This is a genomic window from Streptomyces sp. YIM S03343, from assembly GCF_054729195.1.
The window spans coordinates 2,376,104-2,393,334 of sequence record NZ_JBPUKX010000001.1 but is presented as its reverse complement, the minus strand read 5'-3'; the positions used below and the strand labels follow the sequence as shown (position 1 = coordinate 2,393,334).

At 68.7% G+C, this 17,231-nt stretch carries 20 protein-coding genes; 11 read left to right on the top strand and 9 right to left on the bottom strand.

Annotated elements, in window-relative coordinates:
• Positions 1-9 precede the first annotated feature (9 nt).
• Complete coding sequence (locus ACSYGN_RS10215) at positions 10-1,206, bottom strand: DNA cytosine methyltransferase (RefSeq protein WP_460394089.1); 1,197 nt, start codon at positions 1,204-1,206, stop codon at positions 10-12.
• A 110-nt stretch (positions 1,207-1,316) separates the two neighbouring features.
• Here ACSYGN_RS10215 and ACSYGN_RS10210 point away from each other — a divergent pair, with 110 nt between their 5' ends.
• Positions 1,317-1,502, top strand: a complete 186-nt coding sequence (locus ACSYGN_RS10210; RefSeq protein ID WP_460394087.1) for a hypothetical protein — start codon at positions 1,317-1,319, stop codon at positions 1,500-1,502.
• Positions 1,503-1,573: 71 nt separating this feature from the next.
• Here ACSYGN_RS10210 and ACSYGN_RS10205 read toward each other — a convergent pair whose 3' ends face one another.
• From ACSYGN_RS10205 to ACSYGN_RS10195, 3 genes are all read right to left on the bottom strand, one after another.
• Positions 1,574-1,765: a hypothetical protein gene (locus ACSYGN_RS10205; protein ID WP_460394085.1), complete on the bottom strand. Its 192-nt coding sequence runs from the start codon at positions 1,763-1,765 to the stop codon at positions 1,574-1,576.
• 43 nt (positions 1,766-1,808) lie between these two features.
• The gene (locus ACSYGN_RS10200; RefSeq protein ID WP_460394083.1) at positions 1,809-2,249 is read right to left on the bottom strand and encodes a very short patch repair endonuclease; all 441 of its coding nucleotides are present in this window, start codon (positions 2,247-2,249) and stop codon (positions 1,809-1,811) included.
• 885 nt (positions 2,250-3,134) lie between these two features.
• Positions 3,135-3,341 (bottom strand): hypothetical protein, encoded by a 207-nt coding sequence (locus tag ACSYGN_RS10195; protein ID WP_460394081.1) that lies wholly within the window; start codon positions 3,339-3,341, stop codon positions 3,135-3,137.
• 479 nt (positions 3,342-3,820) lie between these two features.
• Between ACSYGN_RS10195 and ACSYGN_RS10190 the strand changes: the two genes are divergently transcribed.
• From ACSYGN_RS10190 to ACSYGN_RS10180, 3 genes are all read left to right on the top strand, one after another.
• Positions 3,821-4,054 (top strand): hypothetical protein, encoded by a 234-nt coding sequence (locus ACSYGN_RS10190; protein ID WP_460394079.1) that lies wholly within the window; start codon positions 3,821-3,823, stop codon positions 4,052-4,054.
• A gap of 89 nt (positions 4,055-4,143) precedes the next feature.
• Entirely contained in the window at positions 4,144-4,974 is an 831-nt protein-coding gene (locus ACSYGN_RS10185) for an IS5 family transposase (protein ID WP_460394073.1), read from the top strand.
• Positions 4,971-5,393 carry a hypothetical protein gene (locus ACSYGN_RS10180; RefSeq protein ID WP_460394075.1) on the top strand — a complete coding sequence of 141 codons (423 nt, stop codon included), beginning with the start codon at positions 4,971-4,973 and terminating at the stop codon, positions 5,391-5,393. The genes ACSYGN_RS10185 and ACSYGN_RS10180 overlap by 4 nt, the downstream gene beginning before the upstream one ends.
• A 398-nt stretch (positions 5,394-5,791) precedes the next feature.
• Here ACSYGN_RS10180 and ACSYGN_RS10175 read toward each other — a convergent pair whose 3' ends face one another.
• The 3 genes from ACSYGN_RS10175 to ACSYGN_RS10165 all read right to left on the bottom strand — a co-directional run bounded on the left by ACSYGN_RS10175 (position 5,792) and on the right by ACSYGN_RS10165 (position 7,305).
• Positions 5,792-5,959: a hypothetical protein gene (locus ACSYGN_RS10175; protein ID WP_460394077.1), complete on the bottom strand. Its 168-nt coding sequence runs from the start codon at positions 5,957-5,959 to the stop codon at positions 5,792-5,794.
• 96 nt (positions 5,960-6,055) lie between these two features.
• Positions 6,056-6,478, bottom strand: a complete 423-nt coding sequence (locus ACSYGN_RS10170; RefSeq protein WP_460394075.1) for a hypothetical protein — start codon at positions 6,476-6,478, stop codon at positions 6,056-6,058.
• Positions 6,475-7,305: an IS5 family transposase gene (locus tag ACSYGN_RS10165; RefSeq protein ID WP_460394073.1), complete on the bottom strand. Its 831-nt coding sequence runs from the start codon at positions 7,303-7,305 to the stop codon at positions 6,475-6,477. Before ACSYGN_RS10165 ends, ACSYGN_RS10170 begins: the two co-directional genes overlap by 4 nt.
• A 344-nt stretch (positions 7,306-7,649) precedes the next feature.
• Here ACSYGN_RS10165 and ACSYGN_RS10160 point away from each other — a divergent pair, with 344 nt between their 5' ends.
• The gene (locus tag ACSYGN_RS10160; protein ID WP_460394071.1) at positions 7,650-8,516 is read left to right on the top strand and encodes a serine protease; all 867 of its coding nucleotides are present in this window, start codon (positions 7,650-7,652) and stop codon (positions 8,514-8,516) included.
• A gap of 112 nt (positions 8,517-8,628) precedes the next feature.
• Here ACSYGN_RS10160 and ACSYGN_RS10155 read toward each other — a convergent pair whose 3' ends face one another.
• Entirely contained in the window at positions 8,629-8,859 is a 231-nt protein-coding gene (locus ACSYGN_RS10155) for a DUF7455 domain-containing protein (protein WP_460394069.1), read from the bottom strand.
• Positions 8,860-9,301: 442 nt separating this feature from the next.
• On the opposite strand from ACSYGN_RS10155, the gene ACSYGN_RS10150 reads away from it, so the two are divergent.
• From ACSYGN_RS10150 to ACSYGN_RS10125, 6 genes are all read left to right on the top strand, one after another.
• The gene (locus tag ACSYGN_RS10150; protein WP_460394067.1) at positions 9,302-11,425 is read left to right on the top strand and encodes a DNA gyrase/topoisomerase IV subunit B; all 2,124 of its coding nucleotides are present in this window, start codon (positions 9,302-9,304) and stop codon (positions 11,423-11,425) included.
• 395 nt (positions 11,426-11,820) lie between these two features.
• Positions 11,821-12,345, top strand: a complete 525-nt coding sequence (locus ACSYGN_RS10145; protein WP_460394065.1) for a DUF1453 domain-containing protein — start codon at positions 11,821-11,823, stop codon at positions 12,343-12,345.
• Complete coding sequence (locus ACSYGN_RS10140; RefSeq protein WP_460394063.1) at positions 12,342-13,496, top strand: sensor histidine kinase; 1,155 nt, start codon at positions 12,342-12,344, stop codon at positions 13,494-13,496. Before ACSYGN_RS10145 ends, ACSYGN_RS10140 begins: the two co-directional genes overlap by 4 nt.
• Positions 13,493-14,185 (top strand): response regulator transcription factor, encoded by a 693-nt coding sequence (locus tag ACSYGN_RS10135; RefSeq protein WP_460394061.1) that lies wholly within the window; start codon positions 13,493-13,495, stop codon positions 14,183-14,185. The genes ACSYGN_RS10140 and ACSYGN_RS10135 overlap by 4 nt, the downstream gene beginning before the upstream one ends.
• 61 nt (positions 14,186-14,246) lie before the next feature.
• Complete coding sequence (locus ACSYGN_RS10130) at positions 14,247-14,813, top strand: DUF485 domain-containing protein (RefSeq protein ID WP_460394059.1); 567 nt, start codon at positions 14,247-14,249, stop codon at positions 14,811-14,813.
• Positions 14,810-16,399 carry a solute symporter family protein gene (locus tag ACSYGN_RS10125; protein ID WP_460394057.1) on the top strand — a complete coding sequence of 530 codons (1,590 nt, stop codon included), beginning with the start codon at positions 14,810-14,812 and terminating at the stop codon, positions 16,397-16,399. Before ACSYGN_RS10130 ends, ACSYGN_RS10125 begins: the two co-directional genes overlap by 4 nt.
• A 68-nt stretch (positions 16,400-16,467) precedes the next feature.
• Here ACSYGN_RS10125 and ACSYGN_RS10120 read toward each other — a convergent pair whose 3' ends face one another.
• A complete protein-coding gene (locus ACSYGN_RS10120) occupies positions 16,468-17,160 on the bottom strand; it encodes a response regulator (RefSeq protein WP_460394055.1) in 693 nt (230 codons plus the stop codon).
• Between the last annotated feature and the right edge of the window lie 71 nt (positions 17,161-17,231).

Here is a 17,231-nt window from a genome sequence, read left to right as displayed (position 1 = left end):
GCCCGTAACTTACACCGGTTGGTTGACGGGCAATGCCGCCTGCACAGGGAACGCTTCCTGAATCTGCAAGCCGGTGCTCCTGTTCCCAGCGGGCAACGGTGCCGATTCCGGCGCTGCCGCACGGCAGGCGATCGCCTTCTTGATAGCGGCGTCGCGAGCCTCGTTCCCCAGGTACAGCGCAGCGGCGAGGACGTGGACGGCGAGAACGGGCGGAACGGCGTTGCCGATCTGCTGGGAGGGGTCACTGCCCTGCCAGGGGAAGCGCTCGGGAAAACTCTGCAGTTGGCCGGCTTCGGCGTCGGTGAAGCGGTCTGTGGGGTCTGGGTCGCCGGGAAGACCCACCTTATTCCTGCGGATTTTGCCCGTGACGGTGAAAGCCGGCTCGTCGTCTCGTCGTCTGCCGCGGTTGCCAGGGATGCCGCCGGTGCCGTAGTTGGACTTGACCTCGAACGGTTTTGGGCGGCGGAGCGCATCGCCCATCGTCACACAGGGCCGCATGGTCTCGTCTTCCGGGGTGATCTTCTTGCGGAACGCGCGATGTGTCTTCTCCGGCAGCATCGCCGGTCCAGTGCCGCTGAGACGAGCGATCAAGACGGCGCGTTTACGGGTTTGCGGCACCCCGTACTCTTCGGCGTGCAGCACATCCGTGACCGCCGTGTAGCCCTTGCGCCTGAGGATGCTGCCGAAGGCTTCCCAAACCGGCAGCACGGTGGGGACCTGTTCCAGCACGATCGCCTCGTAGGGGGTCCCGTCCTTTAGGGCGGTCAGCGCCCACCGCAACGGTTCGAGGACCAGGCCCGTGCGGCCCTCGTCTCCCGGCGCTTCAGCCAGTTTGGCGAGCTTCCTTTCGACGTTCTTGCCCTTGGCCATGAGGTCGGCCAACCCGAGGACCTGGTCGAGTGCCCGGCGTCCGGCGCCCCCGGAGCGTCCGCCCGCGACGGTGTACGTCTGGCACGGCGGGCCTCCGGCCAGCACTCTGGCATAGGGGAAGTCGGCCGGGCTGAAGCCCTTCACGTCGCCTTGTTTGGTGACCAATCCCGCTGCATCGCGTGTAGCGCAGGCCAGGGTGTCCAGTTCGATGCCTGTGACGGGGATATCCAGCCACCCTGCGGCCACGTCCAGTCCACCGGGACCGGCGAAAAGATCCACAATCTGGTGGTCGGGCACGTAGTCTCCAGGCAGTAAATGGTCCGCGGCGGTGGTCACGAGGATGTCGCGAACGTGGCCGCCTCGATCTCCCCCCAAAGGGTCGCCGTCGTCGATCCGACAGAATAACCCCTGTTCATGGTGGCTAGCCACCATGGCACGCTAAGGCCATGCCGAGCCAGCACAAATTCCCGGCGGTGGTCTGCCGCCCGGCCCCGGAGCTTCACGAACGTGCCAAGCGAGCGGTCGCGGAGGTCGGCTCGGACATGAATGCTCACCTCATCGCGTTCCTGCACTGGCTCGTCGGCGACACGGACGAGCTCCCGACACGCCCGACGCCGCCGGACGACGAGTGATCACAGGCCCAAGGCCCCACCCGGGGAACTGGTCGATCCGCGTCCTGGGACTTCGGCGTGGAGGCATGTGATCATGCCAACGTCCCTTTTTCGATCAGATCGCGCATGGCATCCTCGGCACGGCGTAGCACGATGCGTCCGTCGCCCTGGCTGAAGGCCACAACCGAGCTCTCAGGGAAGAGTCCGGCTTCGGCGAGGAGCCCGAGGGGAAGCTCGATGCGGCCGTTCTCGTCGATCTTGATTTCCGTCGGTTCGCGAATCATGCGGTTCAGTCTGGCAGGCCCGAGTGCCGAGCGAGCCCGAAGGTCAGGAGCGGGCCGTGCCCGACCCTCTGCGAGCATTCCTGCGCTCAGCTTGAGCTCTCTCGAGCTCTTGGCTCCGCCGGCCGTAGACCTCACGCACTTGAAGTGCGGCGAGCTTCGGGTCTTCGTGCTCCCACACACGGAGCACCTCCCACCCCGCGTCGTGGAGCCACTGGTCCGTCTGGCGATCGCGGCGACGATTCGTCTCGACCTTATCCGTCCAGAATGTCGTGTTGGTCGCCGCCAGGGTGTGGTGCTCCGGGCAGCCGTGCCAATAACAGCCGTCCATGAAAACGGCTAGCCGAACCCGGGTGAAGACCAGGTCTGCAGTGCGCCTGACCTTGGGCAGTGGCCGTTCCGACACCAGGTAGCGAAGCCCCAAGCCGTGGACGGCACTGCGGAGTGCCAATTCAGGCTTCGTATCCCTCCCCTTGTTCGACTGCATACTCGCCTGCGTGGCGGGCGATGATGCCCAAGAGGGCTTGCCATCCTTGCGAAGGGCAGTGCTCTTGGCCTTGGCTTTTCGGGGGAGGGATGGGGCGGGTGGCATCGTCTGACCTCGATGGGACCACTCGTGACGGTGTTGGCACCCGAGAGTACTCGTCTGAGGACACGCAAGGATGATGAACCCCCGCGAGCACCCAGCGGGGCAAGCCGGACCTCAGTCCTCGCCCATGTCAACGAGTCGAAACGTCTACGGCGGCAATGGGAAAGGGTGAGGGCTCGCAGGCATCTGGCCGGCATCGAATCAGGTAAGGCGGCGGGCGACCCAACGTGAGATCGCAGCGCGGCGAGGCAGCGTGGATAGCCCAGCGGTCAAGTCGGGGGCATCCATGGCCACGAGGTCCAAAACCACCCAGGAACCGCCGAGCGCGTCCTTCCGGTCGGCTTCAATGCCTGGCTCCTCGACTGCGCGCCGGCCCCCGGCTGCAAGGTGTGTGCCGCGAACTGGAGGCAACTCAGCGCCGCGAAGGACGACGGCGACATTACGAAGGCCGTCAGGCACAGCCACCGCGATTCGCGATCACGCCGGAGGCGGGCACTGATGACCGTGGACTTGCAGATCTACCGGGACGGCCGTAAGCAGGCTACGAACGCAGCAGGGGCGATCCGGGCGGGGCTCGACCTCCCCGAGAGTGTCGGGGGGCAGTGTCCGGCCGATGGCGACCCACAGTGGCAAGGCTTACGTGCATCTGGGCATGGTCCGTGCTGACGCGGCCGAGCGGATGGCCGAAGCCATGAGCGCAGTTGGTCTCGCCCATGAGTAAAGCCGGGCAAGACTGTTTGCCCACCGGGGGCACGATCACCTGAGAGGCCCCGGTGGGCAAATTTAGACGATCTTCACCTTCTGAAGCTCGCCGGGCTTCTCCTCCACGTAGATCGCCCCTCCGTTGCGGTCGAGCTCTTCGAGCCAGCCGTTGATGATCAGTGCTCGGTTGACGGTGTCCGTCTTCGACCGGCCGGTGAGCTTGTGGACCTCTTCCAGTGCTGCATGCGCCCGCTCGGTGAGGTTCACGGTCAGACGATGCAGCTTCACGACCGGCTCTGTGGGGTTTCGGGTTTCAGTGGCCATTGTTGACACCTTCTAGATCTGCAGGGATGGGATTGCGAGGCGCTCTCACGGCCTCTTGGCCATCTTGCAAGCCTACCGCCTCATGCGGCTGATGTACATATTCTGCATGTGCTTCGTATGGTCCTAGACCATACATCTGATGGTCTACGTATGCCCACTCGCCCCAAGATGCACTCAGGTCCCACAGTTTGCAGACTTTCACATAAGAGTCGTAAGTGCTGAAACGAGGCGGCCATGGGTGTGCAGAGTGATCCCAAAGTGGACGAAGCGGGCGCTGTGATCGCGAGCAGCGAAGAAGATCTTTCGCAGGAGCGGCCGACCGAAGATGCGGAACCTCACAAGATCGTCGGGGCCATGGAAGGGAGTCCTGGCGGATGACCGGCGGTCTATTCCGGCGCGGTGCTCGCAAGGCGCAGGGGTCTCAGAGGCAACATGCTCCGTCTGTGCCTGAGTCGGTACCCAGGGTTGAGATCGTCTCGGAGGAAGACCTTTCCACCGATATTCCTTCCAGAGATCCGATGGAAGAGACCGAGTTCAGCTTCGGTGTCGCTTCGGGCAAGGTGAAGAGTCTTCCCGGTGGAATGTTGAACCGGGCCGCTGCGCTCGGCGCAGTGGTCGTAGTAGCGGTGATCGCCGGTCTTGCCGCGACCGAGGTGTGCTCTAAGAGGGCGGTATGAGAGTGGATAGGAGTTTTGTCGTCACCTGATCGTGTGGCGGTGCGGCGTCCCGGCCGGCTGGCGGCCATGGGCATGTTGGGCTGGTCGCCGTGAGCGAGCGCAAGCCCTACAAGACCGACGTGAGCGACGAGCAGTGGGCGCTGGTCGAGCCTGTGATCACCGCGTGGAAGGCCGCGCATCCGTCGGTCAGCGGCCATCAGGGTCGGTACGCGATGCGGGAGATCGTCAATGCGCTGCTCTACCAGGGCCGGACCGGTTGCCAGTGGGAGCTGCTCCCGCACGACTTTCCGCCGCCCGGCGCGGTGAAGTACTACTTCTACACCTGGCGTGACGACGGCATCGATCAGACCATTCACGACCTGCTGCGCTGGCAGGTGCGGGAGATGGCGCGTCGGAAGGCGGACCCGAGCCTGGTGGTGCTCGATACCCAGAGCGTGCGCGCGGCGGCTGGGGTGCCCGCTGAGTCGACGGGGTGTGATGCGGCAAAAAAAGTGCCGGGCCGCAAGCGCGGCCTGGCCGTTGACGTTCTGGGGCTGGTGATCGCGGTGGTCGTGGCGGCCGCGTCGGCGCACGAGAACGCCGTCGGCATCGCGCTGCTGGACAAGGTCGCCGCCGACACCGACACCGTGGAGAAAGCCCTGGTCGACCAGGGCTTCAAGAATGCCGTCATCGCGCACGGCCAGAAGGTGGGCATCGAGGTGGAGATCGTCGAGCGCAATCCCGCACAGAGCGGGTTCGTTCCCCAGGCCAAGCGGTGGGTCGTGGAGCGCGCCCACGGGATCTTGATGCTGCACCGCAGGCTGGTGCGCGACTACGAGCACCGGCCACGCAGCTCGGAGTCGCGGGTGTACTGGGCGATGACCGCGGTGATACTCCGTCGGCTGACCGGGGCCACCGCTACGGCCTGGCGCAGCACATGACCGGCGGGGAGCTGACCCTCGGGGCGGTACTGGCGCGACTGGAGGAGCAGGAACGGGAGATCGCCGTGCAGGCCGAGGTGACGAGGGAGCAGATCGCGCAGCTGACCGCACGGCTGGACGAACTCGGCCGGGCCGCCGAGGAGGTCCGGATCACCCGCAAGACGCTGCTGGCGCTGCCCGATCCGGCCCCGCCCGCGCCACCGGCCCCGAAACTGCCGGACCATCCGGCCTACCAGCAGATCATGGCGGTGTTCACCGCGGCCGACCATCCGCTGCGTGCGCGGCAGGTGTGCGAGGCGATGGACCTGGCGATCGCGCCCAACAACATCAACAACACCCGACTGAAACTCAAGCGGCTCGCCGAGCGCGGCATCCTGGCCGAGACCGAGCCGGGCTTGTTCACCCAGCCTCGGCCGTAGTCGCCCGGCGTCGCCACGACCTGCCCGCCTGTCCCGCACGAAACGAAGAATCGGGCATCAGGTCTCATACCGCCCTCTAAGGGGCATATGAGCGGCACCGTCGTCACCTGGGTGGGCCTGGGCACCATGCTTGGGGTGTTGGTCTTGGGCCTTGTCTGGATCACCCGTCGTCGCAGGAACCCCGCGCAAAAAGGGGGCGGTGCGAGGCGGCCCGCCTGACGCGCTGGACACGCTTAGTGATGATCGGAAACGACCCCAAGCGGCGGTCACCATATGCCCACGTCAGAGGCCCGGCGGCCGAGTCGTCACAGGTCGGGACACGCTCCGGTTAGTGCCGGGCGTATCTATAAACAGAGGGCGCGCATGCAGGGCGCTCAGTCCCGGAGATAGGGCCGGTGTCAGTGGCGTTCACTGGGGACCTTGGTCCACTCGGCGGGGAGCTGCTCCCGCTTGTCGCTGGGAAGCTCGTCCAGGGTTGGGCGAAGTCCCTCGATGATCTTCGCTATCTCCTGTGGGTCGCGCCGGACCGGCAGACCGAGGTGGTGGGCGATCGTGCGGAGGGTCATAGCGGTTCGGTTCATCTCAGAGGGCGGTATGAGACCTGATGCCCGATTCTTCGTTTCGTGCGGGACAGGCGGGCAGGTCGTGGCGACGCCGGGCGACTACGGCCGAGGCTGGGTGAACAAGCCCGGCTCGGTCTCGGCCAGGATGCCGCGCTCGGCGAGCCGCTTGAGTTTCAGTCGGGTGTTGTTGATGTTGTTGGGCGCGATCGCCAGGTCCATCGCCTCGCACACCTGCCGCGCACGCAGCGGATGGTCGGCCGCGGTGAACACCGCCATGATCTGCTGGTAGGCCGGATGGTCCGGCAGTTTCGGGGCCGGTGGCGCGGGCGGGGCCGGATCGGGCAGCGCCAGCAGCGTCTTGCGGGTGATCCGGACCTCCTCGGCGGCCCGGCCGAGTTCGTCCAGCCGTGCGGTCAGCTGCGCGATCTGCTCCCTCGTCACCTCGGCCTGCACGGCGATCTCCCGTTCCTGCTCCTCCAGTCGCGCCAGTACCGCCCCGAGGGTCAGCTCCCCGCCGGTCATGTGCTGCGCCAGGCCGTAGCGGTGGCCCCGGTCAGCCGACGGAGTATCACCGCGGTCATCGCCCAGTACACCCGCGACTCCGAGCTGCGTGGCCGGTGCTCGTAGTCGCGCACCAGCCTGCGGTGCAGCATCAAGATCCCGTGGGCGCGCTCCACGACCCACCGCTTGGCCTGGGGAACGAACCCGCTCTGTGCGGGATTGCGCTCGACGATCTCCACCTCGATGCCCACCTTCTGGCCGTGCGCGATGACGGCATTCTTGAAGCCCTGGTCGACCAGGGCTTTCTCCACGGTGTCGGTGTCGGCGGCGACCTTGTCCAGCAGCGCGATGCCGACGGCGTTCTCGTGCGCCGACGCGGCCGCCACGACCACCGCGATCACCAGCCCCAGAACGTCAACGGCCAGGCCGCGCTTGCGGCCCGGCACTTTTTTTGCCGCATCACACCCCGTCGACTCAGCGGGCACCCCAGCCGCCGCGCGCACGCTCTGGGTATCGAGCACCACCAGGCTCGGGTCCGCCTTCCGACGCGCCATCTCCCGCACCTGCCAGCGCAGCAGGTCGTGAATGGTCTGATCGATGCCGTCGTCACGCCAGGTGTAGAAGTAGTACTTCACCGCGCCGGGCGGCGGAAAGTCGTGCGGGAGCAGCTCCCACTGGCAACCGGTCCGGCCCTGGTAGAGCAGCGCATTGACGATCTCCCGCATCGCGTACCGACCCTGATGGCCGCTGACCGACGGATGCGCGGCCTTCCACGCGGTGATCACAGGCTCGACCAGCGCCCACTGCTCGTCGCTCACGTCGGTCTTGTAGGGCTTGCGCTCGCTCACGGCGACCAGCCCAACATGCCCATGGCCGCCAGCCGGCCGGGACGCCGCACCGCCACACGATCAGGTGACGACAAAACTCCTATCCACTCTCATACCGCCCTCTCAATCCAAGATATTTCGCAGACTGCGCTCCGCACCCACCTGTATCCATGCAAGCCAAGCACAGCGCTCACCCATCCATACTGCGCGACTACCTCGACTAGCACCGACTAGCACCGTCGTACACCACCACCAGGCCCGGTTCCCCTCGGGGAGCCGGGCCTGCGTGCTGCCGCGCGGGTGCGGGGTCCGGCCGTCTGGATCACTCTGGGTGTCTCGTAATCATCCCAGAGTGAGGAGTCTGTATGCGTCGTTCCCTGGTCCGGGCCCTGGCCCGGCCTCTGGTCCTGTCGGCTGCGGCGGCCGTCATACCACTGGCGTCGGCGGCCCCGGCGACCGCCGGCAGTGTCGTGGTCGGCGGTTTCCCGGTCGATGTGTCCGAGTCTCCGTGGACTGTGGCGCTCTCCAGCCGTGACCGGTTCGGGGGTACCCGCGCGGGACAGTTCTGCGGCGGGGTGGCGGTGGGCCCGACCACCGTGCTGACCGCGGCCCACTGCCTGGGCGACGAGGTGCTGGGCGCACCACCCCACCGCGCGTCCGACCTCAAGGTCATCGCGGGCCGTACGGATCTGCTGGCGGCCGGGGGAGAGGAGATCGCCGTACGCGACGCCCGGGTCGACCCGGGCTACGACGCCGCGAGTGATTCCGGGGACTTCGCCGTGCTCACCCTGGCGACCTCGCTCCCGGCGAGCGCGGTGATCGCGACGGCGGGCGAGGGCGACCCGGCCTACGCGACGGGCACACCCGCCACGGTCTACGGCTGGGGGGACACCTCGGGCACCGGCCAGTATGCGCACAGTCTGCATGCGGCACACCTGCATGTGCTCGCCGACGGCCAGTGCGAGCGCGCCTACCCGGGCGGCTTCGACGGCACCTACCGGGCCGACACGATGCTGTGCGGGGGTGAGACCGAGGGCGGTCCGGACGCCTGCCAGGGCGACAGCGGCGGCCCGCTCGTGGCAAAGGGGAAGCTGATCGGGCTCGTGTCCTGGGGGAGTGGCTGCGGACAGGCCGGGAAGCCGGGCGTCTACACACGGGTGTCGTACGTCGTGCGCGCGCTGGGCGGCGGCCGGGACGCTACGCGGGCGCAGGGGGCACTGAAAGGCCGCTGAGGGCGCGCGGGGGAACCGATGGGTACACGAAGGCGGGCGGTCGCCCCTTCTGCCAGGAGCCACCGCCCGCCCGCCGGCCTGTGCCGGAGATGCTCGTCGTGGGTGCGAGGTGTCAGCGCTCTTCGTCGGATGCCGATGCCGGAACGGTCGTCAGCCGCTCCGTCTCGTCCTGTATCTCAGCGGCGATCTTCTTGAGTTCCGGCTCGAACTTGCGACCGTGGTGGGCGCAGAAGAGCAGTTCTCCGCCGCTCAGCAGGACGACGCGCAGGTAAGCCTGGGCGCCGCAGCGGTCGCAGCGATCAGCGGCCGTCAGTGGGCTCGCGGGGGTCAGAACAGTAGTCACGTCGCCTCTTCTCTAGCTCGACGAGCTGTCGTACCAGGGTCAACATCCAACCAGGCCCAAAACGTTCCCGCTCGGGCCTCTCACTCGAAAAAAATCTACGAGGTGGCCGTCTGCTGCCGGTTGGCGGCGAATGTGCCGTAATGCGTCTCTCTGTGTCTTACGGTTTCGCGCTGTCGGTCAGTGTGTCGGTCCTCCCGGCCGGCTTGCCGTTTGTTCATGAGGACGTGCCCGGAGCCTAAATGGTTCATGCGCCGAAGGGAACGTGATATGTACTTCACTCCGTCGAGTGATCGAACACGCTTACGACTCTCGACTAGGCTGAGGGGCTGACGAGGGTGGCGTTACAACGGCTCTACCAGGGCTCGGTACCCTCATGGCGGCGAACGGAGCCGCACCCTTACCCCGAAGGGTCCCACTCAAAATTCAGCGAGGAGCGAACCGCGTGACCGCCGAGACGTCCGTGCCGTCCACCACACTGCTGGCCTCAGCAGACCGGGACGGTTCCAACTACACCGCGCGGCACCTGCTCGTCCTGGAGGGGCTCGAGGCGGTGCGCAAGCGCCCGGGCATGTACATCGGGTCGACCGACAGTCGCGGCCTGATGCACTGCCTGTGGGAGATCATCGACAACTCCGTCGACGAGGCCCTCGGCGGCTACTGCGACCACATCGAAGTGATCCTCCACGACGACGCATCCGTGGAGGTGCGGGACAACGGCCGCGGCATCCCCGTGGACGTCGAGCCCAAGACCGGCCTGTCCGGTGTCGAGGTCGTCATGACCAAGCTGCACGCCGGCGGCAAGTTCGGCGGCGGCTCGTACGCCGCGTCCGGCGGTCTGCACGGCGTCGGCGCCTCCGTGGTGAACGCCCTGTCGGCCCGGCTCGACGTAGAGGTGGACCGCGCCGGACACACCCACGCCATCAGCTTCCGCCGCGGTGTCCCGGGCGCCTTCGCGGCGAGCGGCCCGGACGCCGGGTTCGAGGCCGCGAGCGGGCTGCGCAAGGCCAAGAAGATCCCCAAGACCCGCACCGGTACGCGCGTCCGCTACTGGGCCGACCGCCAGATCTTCCTCAAGGACGCCAAGCTCTCCCTGGAGACGCTGTACCAGCGCGCCCGCCAGACCGCGTTCCTGGTGCCCGGCCTGACCATCGTCGTCCGCGACGAGTACGGCCTCGGCCCGGACGGCAGCAAGGGCGACGAGTCCTTCCGCTTCGACGGCGGCATCAGCGAGTTCTGCGAATACCTGGCCACCGACAGGCCGGTCTGCGACATCCTCCGCTTCTCCGGACAGGGCACCTTCAAGGAGACGGTCCCCGTCCTCGACGAGCACGGCCAGATGACCCCGACCGAGGTCACCCGCGAACTCGGCGTCGACGTGGCGCTGCGCTGGGGCACGGGCTACGACTCGACCTTCAGGTCCTTCGTCAACATCATCGCGACCCCCAAGGGCGGCACCCATGTCGCCGGCTTCGAGCAGGCCGTGAGGGAGACGATGAACGAGGCGCTGCGCGCCAAGAAGCTGCTGCGCGTCGCCGAGGACGACATCGCCAAGGACGACGCCCTGGAGGGGCTCACCGCGGTCGTCACCGTGCGGCTTGCCGAGCCGCAGTTCGAGGGCCAGACCAAGGAGGTGCTCGGCACCTCGGCGGCCCGCCGCATCGTGAACACAGTCGTCTCCAGGGAGCTCAAGGCGTTCCTGACCTCCACCAAGCGTGACGCCGCCGCCCAGGCCCGGGTGGTCATGGAGAAGGTCGTCGCCGCGGCCCGTACCCGCATCGCGGCCCGCCAGCACAAGGACGCGCAACGCAGGAAGACGGCCTTGGAGTCGTCGTCGCTCCCCGCCAAGCTGGCCGACTGCCGCAGCGACGACGTCGAGCGCAGCGAACTGTTCATCGTCGAGGGCGACTCCGCGCTCGGCACGGCCAAGCTCGCCCGGAACTCAGAGTTCCAGGCGCTGCTGCCCATCCGGGGCAAGATCCTCAACGTCCAGAAGTCGTCCGTGACGGACATGCTGAAGAACGCCGAGTGCGGCGCGATCATCCAGGTCATAGGAGCCGGCTCGGGCCGCACCTTCGACATCGACGCGGCCCGCTACGGCAAGATCATCATGATGACCGACGCCGATGTGGACGGCTCTCACATCCGTACGCTGCTGCTCACGCTGTTCCACCGCTACATGCGGCCGATGGTCGAGTCCGGCCGGGTCTTCGCCGCGGTGCCGCCGCTGCACCGTATCGAGATCGTCCAGCCCAAGAAGGGCCAGGACAAGTACGTGTACACGTACTCGGACCGCGAGCTGCGGGACAAGCTGCTGGCGTTCCAGAGCAAGGGCATCCGGTACAAGGACTCCATCCAGCGCTACAAGGGCCTCGGCGAGATGGACGCCGACCAGCTGGCCGAGACCACGATGGACCCGCGCCACCGCACCCTGCGCCGTATCAACCTCTCGGATCTGGAGGCCGCCGAGACGGTGTTCGACCTGCTGATGGGCAATGACGTGGCGCCGCGCAAGGAGTTCATCTCGAACTCGGCGGCCACGCTCGACCGGTCGCGGATCGACGCGTAAGGGCTGTCCGGCTCGATCCGGGCCGGATCCGGCCCGGATCGAGCCGGAGGATGCCGTTGGCGCTCGTCGGCCCAGGTGAGCCCCCCTCCGGCAGAATGCGCCGTACGGGTCCCAGGGTCTTTACGGCGAGAACGCCCCGGCCGAACACCCGGGCCGGGCCCGCCTGCCACGTCCAGGCGGGCACCCGGGTTGCCCCCGTCCGGTCCGCCCGCCCCGTCCGTCGGCCTGGTCGGCGGACGGGGGCTGTTCTCCACCCGTGGGTGGAGCCCCGTGCGGTCGCGGATCCACCCAAGATCCACCCTCGCTCCGATCCGCCGACCTGCGGATTTCCGTAGCGTCGAAGGTGCCGGCAGCTCTCGCTGCCGGTTCACCCTTCCCGCTCACGGAGGCTGCCCATGCCCGGGCTCGTCAAGGTGCTGGTGATCGCGGCCGTCGCCGTCCTCGTCATCGCCCGCCAGTTCGGCGCACGCGAGATCACCACGGAACGGCGCTGGTGGGTCCTGCCCGCGGTCCTCGCCGTCGTGGCGTTGGGCGAACCGGGCACCCTCGACGCCCACCACCGCACCGGGTCGGGCGTCCTGCTCGGCGCCGAACTGGTCATCGGCCTCGCGATCGGAGCCGGCTGGGCCTGGACCACCCGCATATGGGCGGAGCCGGACGGCGCGGTGTGGAGCCGGAGCACCAGGGCGAGCCTGGCCGTCTGGGGTCTCGGCATAGCCGTACGGGTAGGGCTGTTCGCGCTGGGCGCCGCACTCGGGGTGTACCAGAACAGCTCGGCCCTGATGCTGGCCCTCGCGGCGACCCTGCTGGTGCGCTCCGGGTTCCTGGTCCTGCGTGCGCAGTCCCTGACCGCGACGGCCGGTCCGGCGCCGGCGTACGGTGACCACGGGGTCCGGCCCGCCCGGAAGGAGCGCGTGTGACGGAGAACGCCTGGACACGCTGGCCGTCCCGGGAGGCGCTCGGCCGCGCGGGGATCTCCCCGCTGCGGCGCCTGCTGTCCTGGGCTGTGCGGGCGCTGGTGTTCCCCATGCTGCTGTGGGGAGCCTTCGCGAGCCACCATGTGCACGGCTGGGGAGTGGCCGCCGCGGTCGCCGGGATCCAGCTGACCGGCGCGCTCGCCTGGGCGTTCTGGCGGACCACGCTCCAGCACCGGCTGCTGTCGTCCCTCTGCCTGATCACCTTGCTGCTCGGGATGGCGGGCGTGGCGTACGCCGGCGGATTCCGGGGACCCGCGGTCGTCGTCTCGTGCGGCTGTGCGATCTCCGCACTGGAACGGATTCCGCTGCGGGCGGCCCTGCCGGTCGCGGCCGTCGCCCTCGCCGCGTTCGCCGTCGTCAACAACGACGTCTGGCTCACGACGGCCGCCACCGTCACGGGCCTGGCGCTCGTCGGCTATGTCCAGCGGCTGGACGCCGAGGCGCGCGGCAGCGCCCAGCGGCTGCTCGCCCAGGAACGGGCCGCGAGAGCGGCCGAGGCCCGGTCGGCGGCGCTCGCCGAGCGCGCACGGATCGCACGGGAGATCCACGACGTGCTGGCCCACAGCCTCTCGGCGCAGCTCGTCCACCTGGAGGCGGCCCGCCTGCTGATCGAGCGCGGCGCCGACCGGGACCAGATACTCGATCGGGTCGTGGCGGCCCGGGGCATGGCCCGCGACGGTCTCGCCGAAACCCGTCAGGCACTCTCCGCGCTGCGCGGTGAGCTGACCCCGCTGGAGGACTACCTGAGTGAACTCGTCGGTACCGCCGACGGGGCGGCGGAGGTCACCGTCACGGGTGAACGCAGGGCGCTGGCCGCCGAGGCCTCGCAGGCGGTGCGCAGGGTCGCCCAGGAGGCCCTGACCAACGTCCGCAGACACGCTCCGGGCGCCAAGGTCCAGGTGTGCCTGGACTACGGCGAGCACGAAGTGACGCTGGACGTCCGGGACTCCGGCGGCTCGCCGGGCGAATTCACCGCGTCGGGAGGGGGGTACGGTCTGCTGGGCATGCGGGAGAGAGCCGAGCTGCTGGGCGGTTCGCTGGCGGCCGGTCCGGACGAGGAAGGGTTCGTGGTGACCTTGAAGGTGCCGGCATGACGGAGGAGACCGGCCTCAGGACCGCGCGGGTGGTCGTCGCCGACGACCAGACCGTGGTCAGGGAAGGCATCGTGATGCTGCTCGGGCTGCTGCCCGGCGTCGAGGTGGTCGGTGCCGCGGGCGACGGGGACGAGGCGGTGAAGCTGGTCGCCGAACTCGACCCGGACGTCGTCCTGATGGACCTGCGGATGCCGCGCTGCGACGGTGTGGAGGCGACGCGCAGGATCCGGTCGGAGCACCCCCGCACCCAGGTGGTGGTGCTGACGACGTACGCGGACGACGATTCGCTGTTCCCCGCGCTGAGAGCGGGGGCGCGGGGCTATCTCACCAAGGACGGCGGCGGCGAGGAGATCGTGCGGGCCGTGCACAGCGTGCTGTCCGGCGACGCGGGACTGTCGCCGAGCATCCAACGGCGCCTGCTGGAAAGGCTGTCGGAGCCCGTGCCGCAGCCGCCGGCCCCCGCGGAGCCGCCGGACGGGCTCACCGCACGGGAGACCGAGGTACTGGTCCTGATGGCCGAAGGGCTCGACAACCGGGAGATCGCCCGGACGCTGCAGGTCTCCACCGCGACGGTGAAGACCCACATCAACAATCTGTTCGCCAAAACTGGGCTCAAGGACCGTGCGGGGGCCGTGCGTTACGCGTACGCGAAGGGGCTTGTGCGCCCTCCAGGGGATCCACTCACCTGATGGGGTGAATACCCCGAAGAAGAAGTTTTGGTGATCTTCCCGTTCTGTCCATCCTTGGGGTATGCAGTCAAGCAATGTCCGTCCCCGCGAGAGCGGCGGCGGCTCCGAGAGCTGGGCCGATAACGGCTGGCGTCCCGCGTCGGCGGCACCCGTGGCGGGGGAGCCGGCGTACGAAGATCCCTGGTACGACCTCCTCGCCCCCGGCTGGGGGGAGTCGGTCGGCCGTGGAACTCCGGCCCCCGGTCCCGCCGTTGTGCCGGCCGCCCGCCAGGAGCAGGAGGTCCCGGCCGTCCGCGCCGCTGATGTGTATCTGGAGGTGCAGCGCAGCGCGGCCTTCCAGGAGGTGCGCCGGCGGTACCGAAGGTTCGTGGGACCCGGAACAGCCGCCTTCCTGAGCTGGTACGTGGGCTATGTGGTGATGGCGACGACCGCGCCCGGCCTGATGGCACGGCCGGTGGCGGGCGTCGTGAACGTGGCGATGATCGCGGGACTGGGGCAGTTCTTCACCACGTTCCTGCTCACCTGGGCCTACGCCCTGCACGCACGGCTGCGCAGGGACCGGGCGGCGCTCGAACTGCGCTGGGACACACAGGAACTGACGCGTGGCATGGAAGGCGGCAAGCGGTGACGGGTCCGCACCAGACGCTGGCGCTCCTGCTGTTCAGCGTCTTCGTCGCCGTCACCCTGGCGATCACGACATGGGTGAGCCGCAAACGGCAGGGCTCGGCCGAGGAGTTCTACGCGGGCGGGCGTCTCTTCACACCGCTGGAGAACGGGTTCGCCATCGCGGGTGACTACATGTCGGCCGCCTCCTTCCTCGGCGTTGCCGGGGTGATCTCGCTCTTCGGCTACGACGGGCTGCTGTATGCGGTGGGCTTTCTCGTCGCGTGGCTGGTGGTGCTCTTCCTGGTCGCCGAACTGGTGCGCAACTGCGGGCGGTTCACCCTCGCCGATGTGCTCGCCGCGCGGATGAGCGAGCGGCCCGTGCGGATCGCGGCGGGAACCTCCTCGGTCATCGTGTCCGTCTTCTATCTGGTGGCCCAGATGGTGGGAGCGGGCAGCCTGGTGGCGCTGCTCCTGGGCGGCACGGGCGCCGCGGCCCAGGCATGGACGGTCATCGGCGTCGGCGCGCTCATGGTGATCTATGTGTCGTTGGGAGGGATGCGGGCCACCACCTGGATCCAGATCGTCAAGGCGGTCCTGCTGCTCGGCGGCACCGTCGTGCTGACGGTGCTCGTGATGGTGCGCTTCCACGGCGACTTCAACCAACTGCTGCGGACGGCCGCCGAACGCAGCGGCCACGGGGACTCGTTCCTGGCACCGGGCCTGAAGTACGGCGGGGACTGGACCGAGCGGTTCGACTTCATCAGTCTCGGCCTGGCGCTGGTGCTGGGCACCGCCGGTCTGCCCCACATCCTGTCCCGCTTCTACACGGTGCCGACCGCGCGGGCCGCCCGCCGTTCGGTGATCTGGTCGATCGCGCTCATCGGCGGCTTCTATCTGATGACCGTGGTCCTCGGCTTCGGGGCCACCGCGATCGTCGGCCCGGAAGCCGTCCGGGAGTCGAACGCGGCGGGGAACACCGCGGTTCCGCTGCTTGCCCTCGACCTGGGCGGCGGCGCGGATTCCACCGGCGGGACCGTGCTGTTCGCCGTCGTGGCGGCCGTCGCCTTCGCCACGATCCTCGCGGTGGTCGCCGGGATCACGCTCGCCTCCTCGGCGTCCGTGGCGCACGACCTGTACGCCTCGCTGCGCCGCCGGACCAAGCCGCGCAGCGAGGTGGCCGTGGCCCGGGTGGCGGCGGTCGGTATCGGCGTCGTCGCGATCGCCCTCGGCCTGCTGGCCCGGGACCTCAACGTCGCCTTCCTGGTGGGCCTCGCCTTCGCGGTGGCGGCCTCCGCGAACCTGCCCGTACTGCTGTACTCGCTGTTCTGGCGCGGCTTCACGACACGGGGCGCGCTGTGGGCGGTGTACGGCGGGCTCGTTCCGGCGCTGGTGCTGGTGGTGCTCTCCCCGGTGGTGTCCGGCAGCCCCGAAGCGCTGTTCCCGGGCCTCGACTTCCAGTACTTCCCGCTGGAGAACCCCGGCCTGGTCTCCATCCCGCTCGGCTTCCTCGCGGGCTGGATCGGCACGGTCACCTCGGCCGAGGCCCCGGACGAGGCCCGGCACGCGGAGACCGAGGTGCGCTCGCTGACGGGGGCGGGGGCCGTCTGACGGGACGCGGTGCCGTCTCCGCCGTAGCGTCTCCGCGCCGTGCTCGCGGGCTATGGCGGCTACGGCGGCTACGGCGCCACCCAGGCGTAACGGTGCTCGGGGCGGCCCGTGTCGCCGTACTTGAGGGACAGCCGTAGCCGCCCGGCCCGTTCCAGATGGCGCAGATAGCGCTGGGCCGTGGAGCGGCTCAGACCGGTGCGGGCGGCGACCTCGTGGGCGGACAGCGGCTCGCCGGCGCGGTGCAGCACACCGCAGATCAGGTCCGTGGTGGGCTCCGTATGACCGCTGTGCAGGCCGGGCGAGGACGACGGGGGCGCGGTCCGCAGCGCGCCGAAGATACGGTCGACCTGCTCCTGGCCCGCCAGGCCACGCCCTCCGACCCGGTCGACGGTGCGGCGCAGGGCGGCATAGGAGTCCAGCCGGGTGCGCAGCGCGGCGAAGGTGAACGGCTTGACCAGGTAGTGCAGCGCGCCCAGCCGCATGGCCCGCTGCACGGTCGTCACATCGCCGGACGCCGTGATCATGATGACATCGGCGCCGTGCCCCTGCTCCCGCAGGCGGTGCACGAGTTCCAGCCCGGTCTGGTCGGGCAGATAGTGGTCGAGCAGCACCAGATCGATACCGCCGCGCTGCACCGCCGTCAGGGCCTGGGCGGCGCTGTGCGCGCGGGCGGCCACCCGGAACCCGGGAACCTTTCCCACGTACTTGGCGTTGATCTCGGCGACGCGGAAGTCGTCGTCCACGACCAGGACGTCAATCATCGGGCCTCTCCCTCGAAGGTCGGCGAGCGTAAAGCCCGTGTTTCGTGCTGGCTTTTGTAGCGCGAGCAAAA

Excerpts from the sequence above, each read along its gene's own strand:
- ACSYGN_RS10210 (WP_460394087.1), top strand. The coding sequence starts at position 1,317 with ATGCCGAGCCAGCACAAATTCCCGGCGGTGGTCTGCCGCCCGGCCCCG.
- ACSYGN_RS10205 (WP_460394085.1), bottom strand. The coding sequence starts at position 1,765 with ATGATTCGCGAACCGACGGAAATCAAGATCGACGAGAACGGCCGCATC.
- ACSYGN_RS10200 (WP_460394083.1), bottom strand. The coding sequence starts at position 2,249 with ATGCAGTCGAACAAGGGGAGGGATACGAAGCCTGAATTGGCACTCCGC.
- ACSYGN_RS10180 (WP_460394075.1), top strand. The coding sequence starts at position 4,971 with ATGACCGGCGGGGAGCTGACCCTCGGGGCGGTACTGGCGCGACTGGAG.
- ACSYGN_RS10175 (WP_460394077.1), bottom strand. The coding sequence starts at position 5,959 with ATGACCCTCCGCACGATCGCCCACCACCTCGGTCTGCCGGTCCGGCGC.
- ACSYGN_RS10170 (WP_460394075.1), bottom strand. The coding sequence starts at position 6,478 with ATGACCGGCGGGGAGCTGACCCTCGGGGCGGTACTGGCGCGACTGGAG.
- ACSYGN_RS10160 (WP_460394071.1), top strand. The coding sequence starts at position 7,650 with ATGCGTCGTTCCCTGGTCCGGGCCCTGGCCCGGCCTCTGGTCCTGTCG.
- ACSYGN_RS10145 (WP_460394065.1), top strand. The coding sequence starts at position 11,821 with ATGCCCGGGCTCGTCAAGGTGCTGGTGATCGCGGCCGTCGCCGTCCTC.
- ACSYGN_RS10135 (WP_460394061.1), top strand. The coding sequence starts at position 13,493 with ATGACGGAGGAGACCGGCCTCAGGACCGCGCGGGTGGTCGTCGCCGAC.
- ACSYGN_RS10130 (WP_460394059.1), top strand. The coding sequence starts at position 14,247 with ATGCAGTCAAGCAATGTCCGTCCCCGCGAGAGCGGCGGCGGCTCCGAG.
- ACSYGN_RS10120 (WP_460394055.1), bottom strand. The coding sequence starts at position 17,160 with ATGATTGACGTCCTGGTCGTGGACGACGACTTCCGCGTCGCCGAGATC.